Source organism: Pectobacterium carotovorum (assembly GCF_033898505.1).
In the GTDB taxonomy this organism is placed as follows: domain Bacteria; phylum Pseudomonadota; class Gammaproteobacteria; order Enterobacterales; family Enterobacteriaceae; genus Pectobacterium; species Pectobacterium carotovorum_J.
This window is the reverse complement of the sequence record NZ_JAXAFK010000001.1, coordinates 1,342,038-1,365,469: the sequence shown is the minus strand read 5'-3', so window position 1 is coordinate 1,365,469 and position 23,432 is coordinate 1,342,038. Positions and strand designations below refer to the sequence as shown.

Here is a 23,432-nt window from a genome sequence, read left to right as displayed (position 1 = left end):
CAAAAATTGGTCCGATTCACTCGGTACGCTAAAAAATATAAGCTGATGTGGAGAAGAGAAAATCCATCAAAACACTGTCAGCTTATGGGCTGAAGCCAGTATACAAGCGGGCTGACAGTGGTTGATCGAATAGGGAATGAGATGCCTGAAACGCGGAATGAAATGCCTTTAAAGGCGCATCAATGACCTGAACGCCTTTATCTTGCTCCGGCTTACCGGCACTTCAAAGTCCAGATCGTTCAATCGCAGGATATAGGTGTTGTTAAACCACGGCACAATTTCACGGATTTTTGTCAGGTTGACGCAGTAAGAACGGTGGCAGCGGAAAAAGTACTCTTCCGGCAAACGGCTACAGAACTCCGTAATATTCATCGGCATGATGAATTCCTCACGTCGGGTATAAACCAGCGTGACCTTTTCCTGCGCCGCGGCATAATAGATATTGTTGATATCCGTAACGATAATTCGTTCGTCTTTCATCAGGTTAATGGTGTGCTGCGCACTTCTCGGCGCACCAGAAGACGCCCCCGAGTCGACAGCGGGAGCTGTTTGCCGCTGTTGCCAGGTCGCTTCCAGCTTACGCAGCATCGTGACGATGCGTGATTCATGATACGGCTTAAGAATGTAATCAAAGGCTTCGACCTCAAAGGCCTCCACCGCATGTTCTTTGTACGCCGTAATAAAAATGATGTAGGGCTTATGCGCGAATTTGCTGATATTTTGCGCCAGCCAGACGCCGTCCAACGAGGGAATATTGATATCCAGAAAGATCGCATCGACCTCGTTATGTTGCAGATACTTCAGTACATCCAACCCGTCATCAAATGTCGCTTCAATCGTAATATCACTGTGCTGTTTGATGAGGTAACTCAGCTCTTGCTGCGCGAGGAACTCATCTTCAACAATAATGGCTTTCATGGGTTGCCTCCTGTTTGTTCAGCAGCAGAATATCCCGGCTGCGGTACCTGAACGGTATCCGGCAAGGCCGACGGTATTTTATCTTCCCGTGGGATGTAGAAATAAATCTCGGTTCCAGGTTCCAGACGGCGAATATGCAGACCATCGCCATAGAGCAGGCGAACCCGGTGATGGACATTCAGCAGGCCGATTCTATTCCCCGGTAGTTCATTGCGTGCCACGCGATCCATGGTTTCCTGACTAATACCGTGTCCCGTGTCTTTTACCGCCACAAGCAGCCTATCGCCCTGCTCTTTCACGGACAGCACCACCGTGCCTTTTCCTCTGCAAGGCTGAATGCCATGCACAATCGCGTTTTCCACCAGCGGCTGAATTAATAAGCTGGGGATCTTATACGCCAGATCGTCATCGATGTCGTAAATCACCGTCAGCTTGGCGCCAAACCGTGCCTGCTCAATCGCGATATAATCCTGTATCTGGTACAGCTCTTTTTTTATATCGATCAGCGCATCATCGTTAAGCTCGAGGTTATAGCGCAAATAGCGCGACAGATTGATCACCAGTTGGCGTGCGGTATCGGGATTAATACGAATAGATGAGGAAATCGCATTCAGCGCATTAAAGAGAAAGTGCGGGTTGATTTTACTTTGCAGCGCTCTCAGTTCCGCCTTATTTGCCATATCACGCAACTGCTCGGTACGGGATACCTCAATTTGCGTTGACATGATTTGTGATAAACCGACAGCCATCACGCGTAATGAATAGGTAATTTTGTGGGCATGGCGATAATAGATTTTCAGCGTACCGGTCACCTGCCCGTGTTCCCACAGCGGAATGACAATCATCGAATGGATTTCTGGCGTCAGGTGCTGTTCATCATTATTTTTAATGATGATTTTACCGTCATGAATCGCCTGTTGCGTCATTGGGCTGATAATGTCGTGGCCGATATTATATTTTTCCTCCCCAATCCCCACATAAGCCTGAATATGCTGCGTATTCGTTATCGCTACCGCGTCCGCATTAATCTCAGTACGAATAATGCGACAGATAGCCGTCAGCGAATCACTGTTGATATTGCGGAAATACGGCAGTGTTTTATGTGCGATATCTAGCGCTAGCTTGGCCTGTCTGGCGGCAATCACCTCTTTTTCATTCGCCACACTCTGTACCAGCAACACAATCAGGCCAATACAGACAGAGCCGAGAATCATCGGCACCGCAATTTTTGAAACAATATCCAGCCCTAACTCGATCGGCGTCGCCCATGCCACAACCAGCAGCATCGTTAACGATTCGCACAGCATGCCGCCCAGAATCCCGATGCTCCACTGCTGCTCTTTTTTGACTTTCTTATTGATGTAGCCGGAAGTGATACCGGCGATGATGCTGGTAATCAGGCAAGGTACGGAAGTGATGCCATCGATATCAATGAGATAACGGTGCACTCCCGCAATGATACCGGTCGCAATTCCCACCCAGGGGCCGAAAAGAATACCGCCAGACATCACGGCAATGACGCGCACGTTGACGAGCGACCCTTCAACATTAATACCGGAATAGGTGCCGAACAGCGCAAACAGTGAAAAGATGGCTGTCACCGTCGCGCGCTCTCCCGGCGAGTGTTGCTCTTTTTGCAGTAATTGCCGGAACTGACGTGTTCTGGTCAGGAAAAACAGGCAAATCAGCATCAGCGCGGCGCGGTCAAAAACCGCAAGGAGCATCTCAAATATTTCGTGCACGGGACATCCGGTACAGGTTTACAAGCCTGCACTATAGAAAAAATGTGATCCGGATTCCACTTTTTAGTCTATTAGCCGCGTGTGCCGTGCAAAAGGATGAAAGCCAGCAGACGCTGGCTTTTGGAAAGGAGGGGTATCGCACAACCATTATCCGTCTATTTACTCACTTAAACGTCTATGGGCTTATTCAATTTCAGTAGCTGAGTAAATTCCTCCGCAGGCATCGGATGCCCAAACAGGTATCCCTGTGCTTCCTCACACCCTTTGCCCCGCAGTCGTTCGCTCTGTTCTAATGTTTCTACCCCCTCTGCAATCACACCCAGACCAAAACTTTTCCCGAGATACAGGATCGCCCGGACAATCGCCGCGTCTGGCGGAGATTCACACATGGTTCTGACAAAAGTCTGATCGATCTTCAATCGAGTAACCGGGTAGTTTTTAAGCATACTGAGCGACGCATAGCCTGTCCCATAGTCATCAAAGGCAATACCGATTCCCGCTTCACGCAGCGCTTTTAACGGCTGCAGCATGCTTTCATCGTAACGCAGGATGATATTTTCCGTAATTTCCAGCTCCAGCGAGCTTGGCTGCAATCCGGTACGCGCAAGAATATCCATAATCTTTTGCGCCAACATGCCGGTACGAAACTGTGCGCTGAAAAGATTAATGCTGATGCGAAAATAGCTGTCGCTCTCCCGACACCATTCCGCCGCCTGCCGGCATGCCGTTTCGACGATCCAATCACCGACTCGCTCCGCCCACGGGCCATTTTCCAGCGCAGTAAGAAAGGCGGCAGGGCCAAGTAATCCTCTTTCCGGGTGACGCCAGCGCAGCAACGCCTCTGCGCCAACAATCTCATTTGTCGCCAGTTTTACCTGTGGCTGGTAGAACATCTCAAATTCATTCTGCTCGTAAGCCCGCACAAACTCGAGCTGGAAGGCATGCTTGGCCTGAAAGACTTCGAGCAGCTCGCGCGTAAAAAAGCGATAACAGTTTCGGCCTTCGGATTTCGCCTGATACAGTGCTAAATCGGCGCTGGTCAAAAGATCCTGCACGGTCAGCCCATATTCTGGGTACAGCACGGCACCAATGCTGGCGCTAATATTGATTTGATGATCGTCAATAATCATCGCCTGTGAAATTTCATGAATAATTTGCTCAGCAATTTTCCCCGCGACTTTTTTATCATTCAGGCCGGGAAACAACAGCGCAAACTCATCTCCACCCATTCGCGCCACAACATCACCGGAGCGAACCGTGGCTTTTATTTTTTTGGCGACGTGCACCAGAATATTATCGCCGCTGGAATGCCCCAGGCTGTCATTCACATCTTTAAATCCGTCCAGATCGACCATCATGATGCAGACTGCGGGTTCATTCTTTAGCACGGTTTCCAGATTGGATGTCAGCAGCGTACGGTTTGCCAACCCGGTTAACGGATCCAGATGCGCCAGCAAAAACAGGCGTTCCTCATTGCGTCGCCGCTCTGTGATGTCGCGCAATATTGCGCCATAGCTAATATTGTCGTTGTCTTCCCACATTGAAACCGACAATTCAACCGGAACCAGGCTACCGCTTTTGGCTTGTACGTTCAGTTCCAGCGTCACGCCTTTCATCAGCGAATCACGGTCGGCAACCAGATGATTAAGCTGTACGACAAAGGCATCGGGCACGATGGTATTAATACTGCGACCAATAATTTCCTCGTCGGTATATTCCAGCATATGTTCCGCGGCGGTATTCCAGAAGGTGATCATCCCCTTCTCATTAACGCACAAAATGGTATCAGGCGAGGTATTGGCAATATTTTCAAAGCGGACCTGACTGGCTTTACGCGCCAGCTCCAGACGCCGCATTTCCAGCTTGTCCATCACTAATGAAGCCAGATCCTGCAAATTATGCTCATCACGTTTGGTGAATGCCGCTCTGGGTTTTAAATCGATAATGCACAAGGTGCCAATGGCATGCCCGGACGGCGTAATTAAGGGAATGCCGGCATAAAAACGAATGTAGGGAACGCCCACAACCAGCGGGTTACTTTTAAAGCGCGCATCCTTGAGTGCATCGGGCACCACCATGATCTTTTTCTTTAGGATCGTATGCGCGCAAAAAGAGATATCGCGAGGCGTTTCACAAAAAGGAACCCCCACGCTGGCGGCAAACAGTTGGCGTTCAGCCTCCACCAACGACACCAAAACGATAGGCACGCTAAAGATGTTAGCGGCCAGACTAATCAGGTTACTCAAACTCGGGTCAAATAATACGTTCTTAATTCCATACTCACGAAGAGCAGCAAGACGTTTGTCTTCATCTTTGCTTATTGGGGCACGGCTCATGGGTTCCCCCCTCCCATCGTATTTAATGTTCAGATTAGACAAAAATTTAGCTATAAATCCAAAATGTTGCAGCAATGAGCACGATAAGAACAGCGGGCCAGTGTTATCAAACCAAAGCCCCTTCTCTTGCCTAGAATCACGACGCGTAGCGGCTGAGTGTTGAGTATGGCAAAAGATCCAGACTCTATCATCCCTTCGAATCATTAATAATAACAAGTGGAAGTATCAATTAAGATGATAGATGAAAAGCGAAATAGAAAGATACCGACGCACTCACAACGTTGGACGATGGAAGCAAAAAAGAAAGGGGGGATGGTTGGTATATTCAAATCTTCACGATTGATAACGACAACATATTATCAAGTTATTAACAGAATATAACCAACCGGGGAATCATCAGGCAGGAAAATAGGTTATTGAATGCTCAGGTGTGTCGTTTTTTGCCCGGATCACGACATCCCAAATCCCGGTATAAGGCACCGTTAAATACACTTCGCCTTCCGCATGACGGCAAATAGAATCCTGCGTAGCACTATTCTCTTCAGCCAATGCTTCCTGTTCACCATTGCTCATTTGCACTTCAAATGTATTTGCACACCGAACTATTACCGTATCACCACCAAACAGACTTAAACACGTGCGAATTACAGACATACATCCTCCGCGACACGCAGTCATGCGCATGCTTAATGAAACGAATTTATTGGTTATATTTCCCACAGCGGGATTTCCATAAAAGCAAAATGCATACGGTCGGATTGTGATTTAGATCAAGTGACACACACGTTTAAAGCAAATCAGGGGGTGGAATAAGATGATACTATGACCGCCTGATACTTATTAGGATTTTTGATAGTCGAGCAATCGCACCTATGTATGCCGACGTTATCTCACCTATCCAAAGGGGTTTGCCGATCTAAATAACAACTTAAATCGTTTTCAAAGTTGTATTCAGGAGCAACGCTTGTGCACAGCAATGAGAAATAACTGTAGTTTTTTTTAAACAAAATTAATACCCGCTTGATAAGTGACAACCTAAGTTGTACATTGAACGAATGAAAACGACACTTGCAGAACGATTAAAGACCGCCAGAATCGCACAGGGGCTTAGCCAAAAAGCGCTTGGCGACATGATTGGCGTATCTCAGGCCGCCATACAGAAGATCGAGGTGGGGAAAGCGTCGCAGACAACCAAAATTGTTGAGCTTTCCAATGCACTACATGTTCGCCCTGAATGGTTGGCAAACGGCGAAGACCCAATGCGTAGCGACGGGGTAACTCGACCTGTCCAGGAATCGAGCATTCCGCCAAAATCAGAATGGGGCACCGTATCAGCTTGGGACAGCACGACAGAACTATCAGAGGACGAGGTGGAAGTGCCCTTTTTAAAGGATATTGAGTTTGCCTGCGGCGACGGACGCGTTCAAAGCGAGGATTACAACGGCTTTAAGCTCCGTTTTTCTAAAGCTACGCTGCGTAAGGTTGGCGCAAATACGGACGGTTCAGGGGTGCTTTGTTTCCCGGCAGCGGGCGACAGTATGGAACCCATCATTCCTGATGGAACCACTGTCGCGGTTGATACCAACAACAAACGCATCATTGATGGCAAGCTCTACGCCATCGCTCAGGAAGGCGGCGGTAACGATAAGCTCAAGCGAATCAAGCAGCTTTACCGCAAGCCTGGCGGCCTTCTCGTCATCCATAGCTTCAATCGCGAGGCTGACGAAGAAGCTTACGAATCAGACGTCGAGATCATTGGCCGCGTGTTCTGGTATTCGGTACTGCTATAGTCCCGATACTGGCGGTATCCCGCACCATCGCCGTCTCTCTTTTCCTCTCACTAAAGCCGGTGGACCGATACGGACACCGGCTTTGTGTTGCCGCCGCCAATTGCGCGTTACAAATAAACGCTGCGCCGCTAAAAAACGTTTACCCTCTCCCAGATAACCTTACCCACGCGCCACAGTTTTATACAATCACCATGCTATTGTTTCATCAACCCTTGTTGATGTTGTGTTATTCATCCTGTCTATGTGTTCCTTTCCCGTCCTATGGCGGGATTTTTTTTTGCCCTTCATCTGGTCCCTTCTGCGCGCGGCTCCGCAGGTTGTCATTTCTTTTTACAACCAAAAATAACTCAAATTAAAACTAAAGATGTTGACATAAAAACAACTATAGTTTTAAATAAGCACATGGCAGCAGAGCAATCTCTGCAAAGATAACAACCCAGTTTTCACGTCAGTAACAACACACATGCATAACAATAAGGTGATTTATGACTGAACCACAATTTCGCAGTAAAGGTCCTGAACTTCTGGTCGAACTTTCTCAACACGTGGCCGATACGGTCAAAAACGTCACAGAGTTGGATCCGCAAACCGCCGAGCTGGTCGGTAATGCCGTTGCCAAACATATGATGACCGTATGGGGCGGACAAAATGTTTATTTCCCAATGGGAATATCCTGGCGCGCTTCTCAACGCGATCTTCAAATCTATGCGGAATTTGATGGACGCAATCACAGCGCGCTGGCTAAAAAATATAATGTCTCCCTGCAATGGATTTATAAAATTGTCAGAACAATGCGAAAAGAGGAATTACAGATAAAACAACACTCTCAGGCATAATACAAAAAGTCATAAATTAACAACCAGATGGTAATTAAAGGAGCAGAATAAAAATAGATAATTGACTAACAGCGATAACCTCTGATTTTAATAACATATAACTTAAATTATTCGAATTGTGGCAAATGCAACAAGGTATTCCTATACGCTGCCCTCAGCCAACGCACGCAGTTTAAAGTATGATAGAGAGACTCAAAGATAATACCATCTAGCAATTAATAGAATGGGTACATTATTGTACCCATTCTTTTTGATATCGCTAACGCTTTACTCTTAGAAAGGATTCCTTCCAGCACACGATCCCCCATGCAATGAATACCGAGTTATTCCCCTCCCCTTATTTAAATCAACTAGCTAAAAAAACCACAAACATGCATTTACAATGCACAAATCAATTTTTGACCGCTAAGAGCATGATAACGTTGCCCCACAATCCCGCCGACATGTTGAGAGTGTCGAGTGAAAAAAATAAATGGGGGCAATTGAGAGCAATGAGTGAGAAAGCAAGAAGGCGGTGGCAACGCCGTCCTGGCACCACCGGAGGAAAACGTCCCTGGAACGACTGGCGCAATGCTCTAACCTGGCGCAGAGCAACACAACTTCTTCTACTGGCGATCAACGTTTATATCGGCGTCACCTTCTATTTTTGGGTACGCTACTTTGAAACCGGCGGCACAAGTCTTTATATGCCGAGACCGGGTGGTATTGAAGGCTGGCTGCCAATTGCAGGATTGATGAACGCTAAGTTCACATGGGAAACAGGTAATTTTCCTCCTATTCACCTTGCGTCAATGCTATTACTTGCCGCATTTATTCTTATTAGCGTGTTGCTGAAGAAATCGTTCTGTTCCTGGCTGTGTCCTATCGGCACGATTTCCGAGTGGGTAGGTGCGTTGGGGAAAAAAATAGTTGGCCGCCATTTCATTCTTCCGAAGTGGCTGGATATTCCACTACGCAGCCTGAAATATCTGTTAGTAGGTTTTTTCCTCTACATCGCTTTATCAATGCCGGCACAAGGCATTTATATGTTCCTGATGTCGCCCTACGGCCTGATCGCCGATGTTAAAATGCTCGGCTTCTTTCGCAATATCGGCACCATCACACTGGTCTGCGTCTTTCTCTTCACATTCGCCAGCCTGTTTGTCCGTCATTTCTGGTGTCGTTACCTCTGTCCTTACGGTGCGCTCATGGGGGTATTTTCGCTGCTGTCCCCCTTCAAGATTCGTCGCAACGCCACCAGTTGTATAGACTGCGGCAAGTGCGCCAAAGCCTGTCCGTCTAACATCCCGGTAGATAAACTGATTAAGGTGAGAACAGCGGAATGCACGGCCTGTATGACCTGCGTCGAATCCTGCCCGGTGGCCTCAACGCTCCACTTCTCACTGACGAAACCTTCCGGCTCGCAGGAAAAAGGCAGCGAAACAACCAAACCGCTATGGCGACACACTGCGCTGTCCGGTATTGCGATGACGGTGCTGGTGCTCGGCATCCTTTTCGGCATGATCGGCTTTGCGATGTACATCGGCGGCTGGGACAGCCCGATTCCCGAACACATGTACTTCCGGCTAATTCCCGGTTCACAGAGCATTGGTCATCCATAAAGAAAAAGGGGCCAAATTGGCCCCTGATATTCATCTGCACTGAACAGCAAATTACATGTTGTCAATAATGTCTTGCGCAAACTCGCTACATTTACGCAGCTTAGCGCCTTCCATCAGACGTTCGAAATCGTAAGTCACGGTCTTGTTCTTGATCGCGCCTTCAACGCCCTTAACAATCAGGTCAGCCGCTTCGAACCATTGCAGGTGACGCAGCATCATTTCAGCAGACAGAATAACGGAACCTGGGTTCACTTTATCCTGACCCGCATATTTCGGTGCCGTACCGTGCGTGGCTTCAAACAGTGCACATTCGTCACCGATGTTCGCGCCCGGAGCAATACCGATACCGCCAACCTGTGCCGCCAGGGCATCAGAGATGTAGTCACCGTTCAGGTTCATACAAGCGATCACATCGTATTCAGCAGGACGCAGCAGGATTTGTTGCAGGAACGCATCGGCGATCACGTCTTTTACCACGATCTCTTTGCCGGTGTTCGGGTTCTTGATTTTCACCCACGGGCCGCCATCGATCAGCTCACCGCCGAATTCTTCACGCGCCAACTGGTAACCCCAGTCTTTGAACGCGCCTTCGGTGAATTTCATGATGTTGCCTTTGTGCACCAGCGTGACGGAATCACGGTCGTTAGTGATCGCGTATTCAATTGCAGCGCGAACCAGACGTTTGGTGCCTTCTTCGGAACACGGCTTCACGCCGATACCACACTGCTCAGGGAAACGGATTTTGTTAACGCCCATTTCTTCACGCAGGAACTTGATCACTTTGTCTGCTTCAGCAGAACCCGCTTTCCACTCGATACCTGCATAAATGTCTTCGGCGTTTTCGCGGAAGATCACCATGTCGGTCAGCTCAGGCTGTTTAACCGGGCTAGGTGTACCTTCGTAGTAGCGTACCGGACGCAGGCAAACATACAGATCCAGCTGTTGACGCAGTGCAACGTTCAGAGAACGAATACCACCACCGACTGGCGTTGTCAGCGGGCCCTTAATCGCCACACGGTATTCACGGATCAAATCCAGCGTTTCGTCTGGCAGCCAGACATCTTTACCGTAGACCTGCGTGGATTTTTCACCCGTATAGATTTCCATCCAGGAAATCGCGCGCTTGCCCTGATAGGCTTTCTTCACAGCGGCGTCAACGACATTGATCATGGCAGGCGTTACATCGATACCAATGCCGTCACCTTCGATAAACGGGATAACCGGATTGTTTGGAACAACCAGTTTGCCTTGAGCATCAACTGTGATTTTCTGACCTTCTGTCGGTACAACTACTTTGCTTTCCATTAACCTCTCCTTCGAGCGCAATTTTGTTAATGACTTGTAAGATGCGTGTCAATACTACTTGAATATTTAGCCCGCGCCAATCGCAAACCATTTCGAGTATAATGCTTTTGTTTTCCGCGACTATAAAGATGATGAATAAATTCCCTGTTAAAAATCACAAAGTTAAACGATTCAGCTCACAGCCGGTAAGAAAAAGGCAGCCTGACAACGCGCCGCGCCGCATCGTTTTGTTCAATAAACCCTTCGATGTCCTGCCACAATTCACTGATGAAGCCGGACGCCGCACGCTAAAAGACTACATTCCGGTTAGCGGTATTTATGCCGCCGGTCGTCTGGATCGCGACAGCGAAGGTCTGATGATTCTGACCAATGACGGTAAACTTCAGGCTCGACTCACCCAGCCAACGCAAAAAACAGCCAAAATTTACTATGTTCAGGTCGAAGGCATTCCGGACGATGCCGCACTGACGCGCTTTCGTACAGGGCTGGATCTGAACGACGGCAAAACGCTACCCGCAGGAGCGGAAATCGTAACGGAACCCAGCTGGCTGTGGCCGCGTAATCCGCCCATACGCGAACGTAAAAGCATTCTGGATTGCTGGCTAAAAATCACGCTGTATGAAGGTCGTAATCGGCAAGTCCGTCGTATGACGGCAAATATCGGGTATCCTACCTTGCGTCTGATTCGATACGGTATGGCTAATCAGACGGTAGAAAACCTGTTACCCGGAGAATGGAAGGAGATAACGGATGTTTAAGCCTCATGTGACAGTCGCCTGTGTGGTACAGGCCGAAAACCATTTTCTGGTCGTCGAAGAGTTGATTAACGATAAATTGTTGTGGAACCAGCCCGCGGGTCATCTGGAAGCGGACGAAACGCTGATTCAGGCGGCAAGCCGTGAGCTGTGGGAAGAAACAGGTATTCAGGCTACGCCGCAGAGTTTCTTACGTCTGCACCAATGGATCGCGCCCGACAGTACGCCATTTTTACGTTTTTGCTTCGCACTCGATCTGCCTACGCGGGTCGACACCCAGCCGCACGATAGCGATATCGAATGCTGCCGCTGGCTGACCGCCGAGGAAATTCTGCATTCTCGCCAGCTTCGCTCGCCGCTGGTGGCCGAAAGTATTCGCTGCTATCAGCAGCCAGAACGCTATCCGTTAACCGTACTGGGCGCATTCAACTGGCCGTTCTAGGCATCCTGCTATTTCTGCTGTGCGCGAGCGAGCCACCGCACAGCAGGAATAGCGATGCAGCCCTCGGTTCAACATGCTAAAATATGCCGCTTGTTTTTCGCATCAATGCGTCAGTAAATTTCAGTTCGTGAGACTTCCATGTCAGATAACAGCCAGAAAAAAGTGATTGTCGGTATGTCCGGCGGTGTTGATTCCTCCGTTTCCGCTTACCTGTTACAGCAACAGGGCTATCATGTTGAAGGCCTGTTCATGAAGAACTGGGAAGAGGACGACGACACAGAATATTGCTCAGCAGCCACTGACCTTGCCGATGCGCAAGCCGTTTGCGACAAGCTGGGTATCGAATTACATACCGTCAACTTTGCCGCTGAATATTGGGACAACGTTTTTGAACTCTTCCTTGAAGAATACAAAGCGGGCCGTACCCCCAATCCCGATATCCTGTGCAATAAAGAAATCAAATTCAAAGCCTTCCTGGAATTCGCTGCCGAGGATCTCGGTGCAGACTATATCGCGACAGGCCACTATGTTCGCCGTCATGACGTTGACGGCAAAAGCCGTTTACTGCGCGGCATGGACGGCAATAAAGACCAGAGCTATTTTCTTTATACGCTGAGCCACGAGCAGATCGCACAAAGTCTGTTCCCGGTCGGTGAGCTGGAAAAACCGCAGGTGCGCAAGATTGCCGAAGCGCTTGAGCTGGCAACCGCGAAGAAGAAAGATTCGACCGGTATCTGCTTTATCGGCGAGCGCAAATTCACTGATTTTCTGGCACGCTACCTGCCTGCACAGCCGGGTCCGATTCTATCCGTCGACGACAACAAACCGATGGGGCAGCATCAGGGGCTGATGTACCACACGCTGGGGCAGCGTAAAGGCTTGGGCATCGGCGGCGTCAAAGACGGCGGCGAAGATCCCTGGTACGTGGTGGATAAAGATGTCGCCAACAATATTTTGTATGTCGCGCAGGGCCACGAACACCCTCGTCTGATGTCGTACGGCTTAATCGCACAACAGTTGCATTGGGTTGACCGTCAGCCGCTAACCGCTGAATTACGCTGTACGGTGAAAACCCGCTACCGTCAGGCGGATATCCCCTGCACCGTCACGCCACTTGGCGACGATCGCATTACCGTGCGTTTTGATGAGCCCGTTGCAGCCGTGACGCCGGGCCAATCCGCCGTTTTTTATCTGGACGACGTGTGCCTTGGCGGCGGCATCATTGAAGAACGCTTACAGGAGTAACCGTGGCTAAGAATTATTATGAGATTACGCTGGCGTTAGCAGGCATTTGCCAATCAGCGCATGCCGTCCAGCAGTTGGCCCATACGGGTCACTGTAATAACGATGTGCTGCATACCTCGCTGAACAGCGTATTGAACCTTAATCCGGCGTCCACGCTGGCCGTTTACGGCAATGACGAGCAAAACCTGAAAGTTGGGCTGGAAACGCTGTTAGGCATTCTGAACACCAGCAGTAATAAAGGCGCGGGTGCGGAATTATCACGCTATGCTTTCAGCCTGATTGCGTTAGAGCGCAAGCTGAAAGCGAAGCCTGCCGCGCTTGACGAATTGGGTAAACGCATCGGGCAGTTAGAGCGCCAACTGGAGCATTTCGAGCTGCTTTCCGAAACGATTGTCAGCGCGCTGGCTGCAATTTACGTGGATGTTATCAGTACGCTGGGGCCACGTATTCAGGTTACCGGCTCACCGGAAGTGCTGAAAAACAGTCAGGTGCAGGCGAAAGTGCGCGCTGCCCTGCTGGCCGGTATCCGCTCTGCGGTACTCTGGCAGCAAATTGGTGGTGGACGCTTACAGCTGATGTTCTCACGCGGCCAGTTGGTTAAAGAAGCAAAACAGATATTGGCGCGTTGCCCATCCGTTTGATGGTATTCTTGCCGCTATCGCTGACGCTGGTGTGATTAACACCAGCGTCACAAAACCGGTTGCTGTTATTTAAACTCATTGTTTTTTTATTGAAATTAATTGTTTTTATTGAAATTAATTGTTTCATTGAAATTAATCGTTATTGAAACCAATCTCAGGAGTTGCTTGCGATGGAATTATCCTCACTGACCGCCGTTTCCCCTATTGATGGACGCTACGGCGATAAAGTCAGCACGTTGCGCACCATTTTCAGCGAATTCGGTTTGCTGAAATTCCGTGTGCAGGTTGAAGTACGTTGGCTGCAAAAACTGGCAGCCTGTGCAGAGATCCAGGAAGTTCCTGCATTTGATGCTGACGCAAACGCTTTCCTTGATAAAATTGTCGCCGAATTCAGTGAAGAAGATGCGGCCCGCATTAAAACCATCGAGCGTACAACCAACCACGACGTGAAAGCTGTTGAGTACTTCCTGAAAGAGAAAGTTGCCGCGATTCCTGCGCTGCACGCCGTCAACGAATTCATCCACTTTGCCTGTACTTCAGAAGATATCAACAACCTGTCTCACGCGCTGATGCTGGACACTGCTCGCCGCGACGTCATTCTGCCGCACTGGCGTCAAATCATTGATGCGCTGAAAACGCTGGCGCAGGAATACCGCGATATCCCGCTGCTTTCCCGCACACACGGTCAGCCAGCCACGCCATCCACCATCGGTAAAGAGTTTGCTAACGTGGCCTACCGCATGGAGCGCCAATATCGCCAACTGCAACAGGTTGAGATTCTGGGCAAGATTAATGGCGCCGTCGGTAACTATAACGCTCACCTGGCTGCCTACCCGGAAGTGGACTGGCACCAGTTCAGCGAAAGCTTTGTCACCTCGCTGGGCATCAACTGGAACCCGTACACCACGCAGATCGAGCCACACGATTACATCGCCGAGTTGTTCGATTGCATCGCGCGTTTCAACACGATTTTGATCGACTTTGACCGTGATATCTGGGGCTACATCGCGCTGAATCACTTCAAACAGAAAACCATTGCAGGCGAAATCGGTTCCTCCACCATGCCGCATAAAGTGAACCCGATTGACTTCGAGAACTCAGAAGGCAACCTGGGTCTGGCGAATGCCGTTCTGGCGCATCTGGCCAGCAAACTGCCGGTTTCTCGCTGGCAGCGTGACCTCACCGATTCCACCGTGCTGCGTAATCTGGGCGTCGGCGTTGGCTATGCGCTGATTGCCTATCAGGCCACGATGAAAGGCATCAGCAAACTGGAAGTGAACCGCGATCGTCTGGCTGACGAACTGGATCACAACTGGGAAGTGTTAGCAGAGCCGATTCAAACGGTCATGCGCCGCTACGGAATTGAAAAACCGTACGAGAAACTGAAAGAGCTAACGCGCGGCAAACGCGTTGATGCAGCCGGTATTCAGGCATTTATCGACGGTCTGGCATTACCGGAAGCGGAAAAAACGCGCCTGAAGGCGATGACACCAGCCAACTACATCGGCCGCGCTATCGCAATGGTCGATGACCTGAAATAATCCTCTATCACGACCTCTCTCTGGCGGGCGCCCTGCCCGCTAATTAGCTGCCGCACCAACCATTTCCAGCCCGTTTAAACCCGGTTTATGCTCCCTGTGGATAATTTAACAAATAAAATAAATAACGTTCTCTGCGTATAATGTTGATACGCGGGAGCGACATACGTGGCAGATGAAAGATAGGATACATAAAAATATTTCCATAAATATGACCCTATCTATTCGACAGAGGATATAACGATGCGGATTCTGGTCGTTGAAGATAATGTATTATTGCGCCACCATTTAACCGTTCAGATGAACGAAATGGGGCATCAGGTTGACGCCGCGTCTGACGCCAAAGAAGCGGATTATTTTCTGCATGAGAATATGCCGGACATCGCCATTGTCGATCTCGGGTTACCCGATGAAGATGGCATGAGCATGATCCGTCGCTGGCGCGCGCATCAGGTCAAACTCCCGATTCTGGTGCTGACGGCCCGTGAAGGCTGGCAGGACAAAGTTGCTGTGCTGGAAGCCGGAGCGGACGACTATGTAACCAAGCCGTTCCACATGGAAGAAGTCGTCGCGCGCCTGCAAGCGCTGATGCGACGCAACAGCGGGCTGGCATCGCAGGTCATCAGCCTGCCGCCCTTTGAGATCGACCTATCACGCCGCGAGCTGGCGATCCACGCATCGCCTATCAAGCTCACCGCGTTCGAATACACCATTATCGAGACGTTGATTCGTAACAAAGGAAAGGTCGTCAGCAAAGAGTCGCTGATGCTACAGCTGTACCCCGATGCAGAACTGCGTGAAAGTCATACTATTGACGTGCTGATGGGGCGACTGCGTAAGAAAATTCAGCAGGCAGAAGCACCGGATGTGATCACGACCGTGCGTGGACAAGGATATCGTTTTGATATTGATACACCTTCAGGCTCAGTATGAGCGATAAGAAGCCCCCCTTCTCGCTTCGCATTCGTTTTTTACTCGCGACAGCGGCCATCGTGTTGGCGTTGTCGCTCGCCTATGGCGTCGTCGCCATTATCGGTTACAGCGTCAACTTTGATAAAACCTCATTCCGCCTCCTGCGCGGCGAAAGTAACCTCTACTACAGCCTTGCACAGTGGCGCGATAACCAACTGAACATCATCACGCCGCCCGACGTTGATATCAACTTTCCTACGCTGGTGTTGATATACGATGAGCATGGCAACATGCTCTGGCGTGAAAAGCACGTTCCCGAGCTAGAAGCGCTGATCAATCCGGAATGGCTGAATAAGACGGCCTATCATGAATTGGATACCGACACCGATACCAGCAGCGCGGTATTAACAGGCAATACCTTGCTACTGGGCAGTCTGCGGGCGCTGAATGGTGCGCACAGCAATGCGTTAACGCATTCCATCGCCGTGAACGTTTATCCGAAGACCGAGCATCTCCCCTCCATAACTATTGTTGTCGTCGATCGTATTCCGCAGGAACTCCAGCAGGAAGACGTCGTGTGGGAGTGGTTCAGCTATGTTCTGATCGCCAACCTTCTGCTGGTGCTTCCTCTGTTGTGGCTGGGCGCTCACTGGAGCCTGCGCCCTATTCAGCATTTGGTAAAACAGATCGCCGAGCTGGAAAAAGGCACGCGCGAACAGCTGGATGAAAATCCGCCGCGCGAGTTGTTCAGTCTGGTGAAAAACCTGAATATCCTGCTGAATAACGAACGCCAGCGCTACCATAAGTACCGCACGACGCTCACCGACCTCACGCACAGTTTGAAAACGCCTCTGGCCGTCTTGCAGACCACATTACGTGCGCTGCGTACCGGTAAAGAGATCACTATCGATCAGGCTGAGCCTATTATGCTGGCCCAGATCAGCCGCATCTCGCAGCAGATTGGCTATTACCTGCATCGCGCCAGCGTACGCTCCGAACATAATTTACTGATACGCGAAGTGCACTCGGTTCCGGCGCTGCTGGATGGCCTGTGTTCCGCGCTGAACAAGGTGTATCAACGCAAAGGCGTGGTACTGACGCTCGATATTCCCCCCGAACTGACCTTCGTCGGTGAGAAGAATGACTTCATGGAAGTGATGGGCAATATTCTTGATAACGCCTGTAAGTACTGTCTGGAGTTTGTCGAGATTAGCGTGCAATACTCCGACCACAAGCTGCATCTGATTGTGGATGACGACGGCCCTGGCATCCACGAGAGTAAGCGCGAAATGATTTTCCTACGCGGGCAGCGCGCCGATCGCATGCGCCCCGGGCAAGGTATCGGCCTTGCCGTCGCCGTCGAAATTATTGAACAGTATCAGGGTGAGATCCTCATCAGCGACAGCGCACTGGGCGGCGCCCGAGTCGAAGCTATTTTCTCCCGCCAGAACCTGAGCCAGAATGAGGGGTGAAAGGCAGTACAGCGCGCGATGCTTCCGCTATACTCGTCATACTTCAAGTTGCATGTACGTTGGCTACGTTCACTCACCCGAATCACTTACTTAAGTAAGTTCATCGGGATGAAATGAGAGACATCCTGTCTCTCACCGAAGGCCAGCCGTTGGCTGGTCAAATTCGTTCCTGACGAATTTGTCCTTCTCTTGCCGCCTGCATGAAACTCGAATTATTTAGAGTATATACTTATTGCCACAATGCGGATTGTTTTAAAATACTGATTATTTCAAGAAAAATCATGTCTTCAAGAACAGTCATTTCCTCAAAAACGAGTTTCTGGAAAACAGTATGGACTATCAGCTCAATCTCGACTGGCAGGATTTTTTAGCGAACTACTGGCAAAAGCGTCCGCTCCTGATTAAAGGCGGCTTCACGCATTTCATCGATCCGATTTCACCTGACGAACTCGCCGGTCTGGCGTTGGAAAACGAGGTCGATAGCCGTCTGGTCAGCCATCAGAACGGGCGCTGGCAAGTCAGCCACGGCCCTTTTGAGAGCTACGATCATCTGGGGGAAAGCAACTGGTCGCTGCTGGTACAGGCCGTCGATCACTGGCATGAGCCCTCTTCCGCCTTGATGCAGCCATTTCGACAACTGCCGGACTGGCGTACTGATGATTTGATGATTTCATTTTCCGTTCCCGGCGGTGGCGTAGGGCCGCATCTGGATCAGTATGATGTGTTCATCATTCAGGGTACGGGGCGCCGCCGCTGGCGCATCGGTGAAAAAATACCGATGAAACAGCACTGTCCGCACCCAGATTTGCTGCAGGTCGAGCCGTTTGACGCAATTATTGATGAAGAGCTGGAACCGGGCGATATCATCTATATTCCACCGGGTTTCCCACACGAAGGCTATTCGCTGGAGAACTCGTTGAACTACTCTGTGGGTTTCCGTGCGCCAAATGCACGCGAGCTGGTCAGCGGCTTTGCGGACTATGTGCTTTCCCGTGAGCTCGGCAGCCATCGCTACAGCGATCCCGAAATTCCCTCCCGTGAACATATCGCCAGCGTGCTGCCGCAAGAGCTGGATGCGCTGCAAAAAATGATGCTGGATTTGGTGCAACAGCCGGAGCATTTTCAGCACTGGTTTGGTGAGTTTATTTCCCAGTCCCGCCATGAGCTCGATCTCTCACCGCCGGAGCCACCTTATCAGGCTGGCGAAGTGTATGAATATCTGCAACAGGGTGAGCCACTGCGTCGTTTAGGCGGCCTGCGGGTCATCTGCGTTGGGGATAGCTGCTTCGTTAACGGAGAGAAAGTGAACAGCACGCACAAGGCTGCGCTGTTTGCATTGGCTGAGCATCCTACCATTGATGCAGAACAGCTGGGCGATGCACTGGAAGATCCTTCCTTCCTCGCGCAGCTCACCGTGCTGATCAACAGCGGCTACTGGTACTTCGCGGATTAAGGCCAAGCCTGAATAATAGTTAGCACAATAATAAGGCGGGAATGTCCCGCCTTATTCATCTCTTCAGGATAGAAGCTATTACGGCTTTGCCCGCAGCGCCGTCAGTTCCGCAATACGCATAATCACAGAGACCGCCTTTTCCATGCCTTCCAGCGTGACAAATTCATGTTTGCCATGATAGTTGTAGCCGCCGGTAAACAGGTTCGGGCACGGTAACCCCTGAAATGACAGGTGTGCGCCGTCAGTGCCGCCACGAATCGGTTTCATATTCGGCTCAATATCGCAATCCCGCATCGCCTGCTGCGCCAGTGCAATAATGTGCGGATGCTGCTCAACTTGCTCACGCATGTTGTAATAGGTATCGGTAATCGTGACTTCAATGTAGCAATCTGGGTGCAGCCCCGCGCCGACCTTTTCCGCAATATCCAACATCGTCTGTTTACGCTGCTCAAAGCCGTTGCGGTCAAAATCCCGAACGATGTAATGCAAGTCTGCACGCTCCACAGAACCTTTCATGCTGTGAAGGTGGTAGAACCCCTGGTAGCCGTCCGTTTGTTCCGGTGATTGGCTCTCCGGCACCTGCTGGTGATAGCGAGAGGCGAGCGTCAGCGCGTTAACCATCACGCCTTTGGCGCTACCGGGATGCACATTGTTGCCCACAATTTTCACCTGAACCGACGCGGCGTTAAAATTTTCATACTCCAGTTCGCCAACACCACCGCCGTCCACGGTATAAGCCCACTGTGCGTTAAACGCTTTAACATCAAAAAACTGAGCGCCCTTGCCAATTTCCTCATCAGGCGTAAAGGCAACGCGAATATCGCCATGCGGGAGCTGGCTTTTTTTCAGGCGCACCAGCGCGGTCATAATTTCCGCAATCCCCGCTTTATCATCCGCACCCAGCAACGTTTTGCCATCGGTGGTAATCAGCGTGTGCCCCAGTAGCTGGTGCAGTACCGGGAACATTACGGGTGACAGCACTTCGTCCCCTACGCCCAGGGCAATATCGCCGCCGCGGTAGTTTTCGAGAATCTGCGGATTAACATTCTTGCCGCTAAAATCCGGCGACGTATCCATATGTGAAATAAAGCCGATAGCCGGAACGGGCCAAGCAACGTTAGCCGGAAGCGTCGCCATCAGGCAGCCCTGCTTGCTGAGCACAACCTGCTCAAATCCCAGTTCGAGCAATTCCTGCTGCAACGCACGCGCCAGTTTCAGCTGACCGTCGGTGCTCGGCACCTGCCGGACGCCGGATTTAGACTGTGTATCAAATGAAACGTAGTTCAAAAATCTGTCGAGTAATTTATCCATCTTATTTATGCCCCCTGAACCCTGAAAGGCATTATGGATAGGGCTACCCCGGCAGATATTGCGTCAGGTCAGTTTTTTCCCGATTTAACAAACCGTCATACCAGAATTCAGGCCAAAAAGCGGCAACTGGGTCACGAAGAATGCCCAAATCAGGTAACAATAAGGAAACATTCGCGCTAATTCAGTGACTGAATCACCACCAGTCGTTCACCCATCGGCAGGAAGTGGGGTCACACAAGTTGGCGTTAGGCAACGTTTCCCGTAAAATGCCGCCCTTAACTGCGCACGCTGTCTGAAAGGTGATAACCCTTGGTACGATGCAACGGCGATACCGTTGGTCGGCCAAATCAGGAAATAGAGCCCGATCTTAATGAAAGAAAACTCCCTGGCTGTGCCGGTCGTTGAATTGCTCAACGTCCATAAAGGCTTTGATGGCAAAGACATCATTTCACATTTTAATCTCACCATTAACAACGGCGAGTTTCTAACGATCCTCGGGCCATCCGGCTGCGGCAAAACCACCGTACTGCGCCTGATTGCCGGTCTGGAAACGGTCAATAGCGGCAATGTCATGCTGGAAGAGCAGGACATCACCCACCAGCCCGCCGAGCAACGGCACGTTAATACCGTATTTCAAAGCTATGCCCTGTTTCCTCACCTCAGCGTGTTTGAGAACGTGGCGTTTGGCCTGCGCATGCAGAAAACGCCCGCCGCAGAGATTGCGCCACGCGTGATTGAAGCGCTGAAAATGGTGCAGTTGGAGGAACTGGCGCAGCGCCGCCCGCACCAGCTGTCCGGCGGCCAGCAACAGCGTGTTGCCATCGCCCGCGCCGTCGTCAATCAACCGAAAGTTCTGCTGCTGGATGAATCCCTGTCCGCGCTCGATTATAAACTGCGTAAACAGATGCAGAACGAACTGAAGGCGCTGCAACGTAAGCTGGGCATCACCTTTATTTTCGTCACGCACGATCAGGAAGAAGCGCTGACCATGTCCGACCGTATCGTGGTGATGCGCGATGGACGCATCGAGCAAGACGGCACGCCGCGTGAAATCTACGAAGAGCCGAAAAACCTGTTCGTCGCCAGCTTTATCGGTGAAATCAATATCTTTGATGCCATCGTGCTGGAACCGTTGGACGAACAACGGGTGCGCGCTCAGGTCGAAGGCCACGAATGCGTTATCACCGCCAGTTTCCCGGTCACCGTCGGCCAACACCTCAACGTGTTGCTACGACCGGAAGATTTACGCGTCGAAGAGCTGGCCGACGGTATGCAGGCGGAAGGCATGGTGGGCTACGTGCGCGAGCGCAACTATAAAGGCATGACGCTGGAATCCAACATCGAGTTGGAAAACGGCAAGATGGTCATGGTCAGCGAGTTCTTTAACGAAGACGATCCCGACTTCGATCATTCACTCAACCAGAAAGTCGACGTCACCTGGGTGGAGAGTTGGGAGGTTGTCCTGCACGATGAAGAAGTCGCGTAAACGCTTTCAAAACACCATTATCACACTCATCGTTGCCTGGCTGGTGCTGTTCGTTTTCCTGCCCAACCTGATGATCATCGCAACCAGCTTTCTGACACGCGATGACACGCATTTCGTCAGTCTGGTCTTTACGCTGGAAAACTATACGCGATTGGTCGATCCGCTTTATGCTTCAGTCTTGCTTCATTCACTGAACATGGCCGTTATCGCCACGTTCTGCTGCCTGCTGCTGGGCTATCCGTTTGCTTTTATTCTGGCGCGCTTACCGAAAAAAATTCAGCCGCTGATGCTATTTCTGCTAATTGTGCCGTTTTGGACCAACTCACTGATCCGCATTTACGGGTTGAAAATCTTTTTGAGTACGCGCGGCCATCTGAATGAATTCCTGCTCTGGACGGGCCTTATCGATACGCCGCTGCGGATTATGTACACCTCCGAAGCCGTGATTCTCGGCCTGATTTATATCCTGCTGCCTTTCATGGTGCTGCCGCTCTACTCCAGCATTGAAAAGCTCGATAAATCCTATCTGGAGGCCGCCCGCGATCTGGGGGCGAATAAATGGCAGACCTTTATTCGCGTGGTGATCCCGTTGACCATGCCGGGGATTATCGCTGGCTGCCTGCTGGTGCTGCTGCCTGCCATGGGCTTGTTCTTCGTTGCCGACCTGATGGGCGGTGCCAAGAATTTGCTGATCGGTAACGTCATTAAAAGCCAGTTCCTCAACATCCGCGACTGGCCGTTTGGTGCTGCCACCAGCATCTGCCTGACGCTGGTCATGGGCGTGCTGCTGTTTATCTACTACCGCACGGCCCGCCTGCTGAATAAAAAGGGAGAGCTGGAATGACCGGACGCTTAATCCGCGGTGGATTTATGTCCATCATTTACGCTTACCTGTACATCCCGATTATCATTCTGATCGTGAATTCATTTAATCAGGCGCGCTTCGGCATCAACTGGCAGGGATTTACGCTGGACTGGTATCGACTGCTGATGAACAACGACAGCCTGCTTCAGGCCGCGCAGCATTCGCTGACGATGGCCGTTTTTTCTGCAACGTTCGCTACGCTAATTGGTTCCCTAACCGCCGTTGCGCTGTATCGCTACCGCTTTCGCGGCAAGCCTTTTGTCGGCGGCATGCTGTTCGTGGTGATGATGTCGCCGGATATCGTAATGGCCATCTCGCTGCTGGTGCTCTTCATGCTGCTGGGCATCTCGCTCGGATTCTGGTCGTTGCTGTTTTCCCACATCACGTTCTGCCTGCCGTTTGTGGTGGTGACCGTCTATTCGCGCCTGAAAGGTTTTGATGTGCGGATGCTGGAAGCCGCGCGCGACCTGGGCGCCAGCGAAGCGATCATTCTGCGCAAAATCATTCTGCCGCTGGCGATGCCAGCCGTGGCCGCCAGTTGGTTGCTCAGCTTTACGCTCTCGATGGATGACGTGGTGGTTTCCTCGTTTGTCACCGGCCCCGCGTATGAAATTCTGCCGTTGAAGATTTACTCGATGGTTAAGGTTGGCGTCTCCCCTGAAGTCAACGCGCTGGCGACGATTTTGCTTATTCTATCGCTCGTGCTGGTGCTCAGTAGCCAGCTGATTTTACGTGACCGCACCGGAAAATAAGGCAGCGACTCACGCGATGAATACCGCTATTT

The 23,432-nt window shown here is 50.7% G+C and carries 20 protein-coding genes; 14 read left to right on the top strand and 6 right to left on the bottom strand.

Features of this window, described 5'->3' with window-relative positions:
• Nucleotides 1–168 precede the first annotated feature (168 nt).
• The 4 genes from R9X49_RS05980 to R9X49_RS05965 form a co-directional block, all read right to left on the bottom strand.
• On the bottom strand, nucleotides 169–918 hold the full coding sequence (locus R9X49_RS05980; RefSeq protein ID WP_319847575.1) for a LytTR family DNA-binding domain-containing protein: 750 nt from the start codon (nucleotides 916–918) through the stop codon (nucleotides 169–171).
• Nucleotides 915–2,660 (bottom strand): sensor histidine kinase, encoded by a 1,746-nt coding sequence (locus R9X49_RS05975; protein ID WP_319847574.1) that lies wholly within the window; start codon nucleotides 2,658–2,660, stop codon nucleotides 915–917. The genes R9X49_RS05980 and R9X49_RS05975 overlap by 4 nt, the downstream gene beginning before the upstream one ends.
• Nucleotides 2,661–2,827: 167 nt before the next feature.
• Nucleotides 2,828–4,996: an EAL domain-containing protein gene (locus tag R9X49_RS05970; RefSeq protein WP_319847573.1), complete on the bottom strand. Its 2,169-nt coding sequence runs from the start codon at nucleotides 4,994–4,996 to the stop codon at nucleotides 2,828–2,830.
• A 396-nt stretch (nucleotides 4,997–5,392) separates the two neighbouring features.
• Nucleotides 5,393–5,650, bottom strand: coding sequence for a hypothetical protein (locus R9X49_RS05965; RefSeq protein WP_225087947.1), 258 nt, complete (start codon nucleotides 5,648–5,650; stop codon nucleotides 5,393–5,395).
• Between the two features lie 401 nt (nucleotides 5,651–6,051).
• Here R9X49_RS05965 and R9X49_RS05960 point away from each other — a divergent pair, with 401 nt between their 5' ends.
• From R9X49_RS05960 to R9X49_RS05950, 3 genes are all read left to right on the top strand, one after another.
• Nucleotides 6,052–6,786, top strand: a complete 735-nt coding sequence (locus R9X49_RS05960; RefSeq protein WP_180741141.1) for an XRE family transcriptional regulator — start codon at nucleotides 6,052–6,054, stop codon at nucleotides 6,784–6,786.
• A 485-nt stretch (nucleotides 6,787–7,271) separates the two neighbouring features.
• Nucleotides 7,272–7,622 carry a Mor transcription activator family protein gene (locus R9X49_RS05955; RefSeq protein WP_319847572.1) on the top strand — a complete coding sequence of 117 codons (351 nt, stop codon included), beginning with the start codon at nucleotides 7,272–7,274 and terminating at the stop codon, nucleotides 7,620–7,622.
• A gap of 491 nt (nucleotides 7,623–8,113) precedes the next feature.
• The gene (locus R9X49_RS05950; protein WP_319847571.1) at nucleotides 8,114–9,223 is read left to right on the top strand and encodes a 4Fe-4S binding protein; all 1,110 of its coding nucleotides are present in this window, start codon (nucleotides 8,114–8,116) and stop codon (nucleotides 9,221–9,223) included.
• Between the two features lie 51 nt (nucleotides 9,224–9,274).
• On the opposite strand, the gene icd is transcribed toward R9X49_RS05950, so the two are convergent.
• Entirely contained in the window at nucleotides 9,275–10,528 is a 1,254-nt protein-coding gene (gene icd, locus R9X49_RS05945) for an NADP-dependent isocitrate dehydrogenase (protein WP_015840115.1), read from the bottom strand.
• Nucleotides 10,529–10,659: 131 nt separating this feature from the next.
• On the opposite strand from icd, the gene rluE reads away from it, so the two are divergent.
• From rluE to R9X49_RS05905, 8 genes are all read left to right on the top strand, one after another.
• Nucleotides 10,660–11,286, top strand: coding sequence for a 23S rRNA pseudouridine(2457) synthase RluE (gene rluE / locus R9X49_RS05940; RefSeq protein WP_319848594.1), 627 nt, complete (start codon nucleotides 10,660–10,662; stop codon nucleotides 11,284–11,286).
• Nucleotides 11,279–11,725, top strand: coding sequence for an NUDIX hydrolase (locus R9X49_RS05935; RefSeq protein ID WP_319847570.1), 447 nt, complete (start codon nucleotides 11,279–11,281; stop codon nucleotides 11,723–11,725). The genes rluE and R9X49_RS05935 overlap by 8 nt, the downstream gene beginning before the upstream one ends.
• Before the next feature lie 138 nt (nucleotides 11,726–11,863).
• The gene (gene mnmA / locus R9X49_RS05930; RefSeq protein ID WP_180741146.1) at nucleotides 11,864–12,970 is read left to right on the top strand and encodes a tRNA 2-thiouridine(34) synthase MnmA; all 1,107 of its coding nucleotides are present in this window, start codon (nucleotides 11,864–11,866) and stop codon (nucleotides 12,968–12,970) included.
• Between the two features lie 2 nt (nucleotides 12,971–12,972).
• Nucleotides 12,973–13,611, top strand: coding sequence for a high frequency lysogenization protein HflD (gene hflD, locus R9X49_RS05925; RefSeq protein WP_319847569.1), 639 nt, complete (start codon nucleotides 12,973–12,975; stop codon nucleotides 13,609–13,611).
• 170 nt (nucleotides 13,612–13,781) lie between these two features.
• Nucleotides 13,782–15,152, top strand: coding sequence for an adenylosuccinate lyase (purB, locus tag R9X49_RS05920; RefSeq protein WP_319847568.1), 1,371 nt, complete (start codon nucleotides 13,782–13,784; stop codon nucleotides 15,150–15,152).
• A gap of 240 nt (nucleotides 15,153–15,392) precedes the next feature.
• Nucleotides 15,393–16,082, top strand: a complete 690-nt coding sequence (phoP, locus tag R9X49_RS05915) for a two-component system response regulator PhoP (protein WP_319847567.1) — start codon at nucleotides 15,393–15,395, stop codon at nucleotides 16,080–16,082.
• The gene (gene phoQ, locus R9X49_RS05910; RefSeq protein WP_225087939.1) at nucleotides 16,079–17,533 is read left to right on the top strand and encodes a two-component system sensor histidine kinase PhoQ; all 1,455 of its coding nucleotides are present in this window, start codon (nucleotides 16,079–16,081) and stop codon (nucleotides 17,531–17,533) included. Before phoP ends, phoQ begins: the two co-directional genes overlap by 4 nt.
• A 331-nt stretch (nucleotides 17,534–17,864) precedes the next feature.
• Complete coding sequence (locus R9X49_RS05905; protein WP_319847566.1) at nucleotides 17,865–18,986, top strand: cupin domain-containing protein; 1,122 nt, start codon at nucleotides 17,865–17,867, stop codon at nucleotides 18,984–18,986.
• 78 nt (nucleotides 18,987–19,064) lie between these two features.
• On the opposite strand, the gene pepT is transcribed toward R9X49_RS05905, so the two are convergent.
• Nucleotides 19,065–20,297, bottom strand: a complete 1,233-nt coding sequence (pepT, locus tag R9X49_RS05900) for a peptidase T (RefSeq protein ID WP_015840106.1) — start codon at nucleotides 20,295–20,297, stop codon at nucleotides 19,065–19,067.
• Between the two features lie 370 nt (nucleotides 20,298–20,667).
• Here pepT and potA point away from each other — a divergent pair, with 370 nt between their 5' ends.
• Genes potA through potC form a run of 3 tightly spaced genes read left to right on the top strand, consistent with a single transcriptional unit; the run spans nucleotide 20,668 to nucleotide 23,400 of the window.
• Nucleotides 20,668–21,783 (top strand): spermidine/putrescine ABC transporter ATP-binding protein PotA, encoded by a 1,116-nt coding sequence (potA, locus tag R9X49_RS05895; RefSeq protein WP_319847565.1) that lies wholly within the window; start codon nucleotides 20,668–20,670, stop codon nucleotides 21,781–21,783.
• Complete coding sequence (potB, locus tag R9X49_RS05890) at nucleotides 21,767–22,627, top strand: spermidine/putrescine ABC transporter permease PotB (protein WP_319847564.1); 861 nt, start codon at nucleotides 21,767–21,769, stop codon at nucleotides 22,625–22,627. The genes potA and potB overlap by 17 nt, the downstream gene beginning before the upstream one ends.
• Nucleotides 22,624–23,400 carry a spermidine/putrescine ABC transporter permease PotC gene (potC, locus tag R9X49_RS05885; protein ID WP_319847563.1) on the top strand — a complete coding sequence of 259 codons (777 nt, stop codon included), beginning with the start codon at nucleotides 22,624–22,626 and terminating at the stop codon, nucleotides 23,398–23,400. Before potB ends, potC begins: the two co-directional genes overlap by 4 nt.
• Nucleotides 23,401–23,432 lie beyond the last annotated feature (32 nt).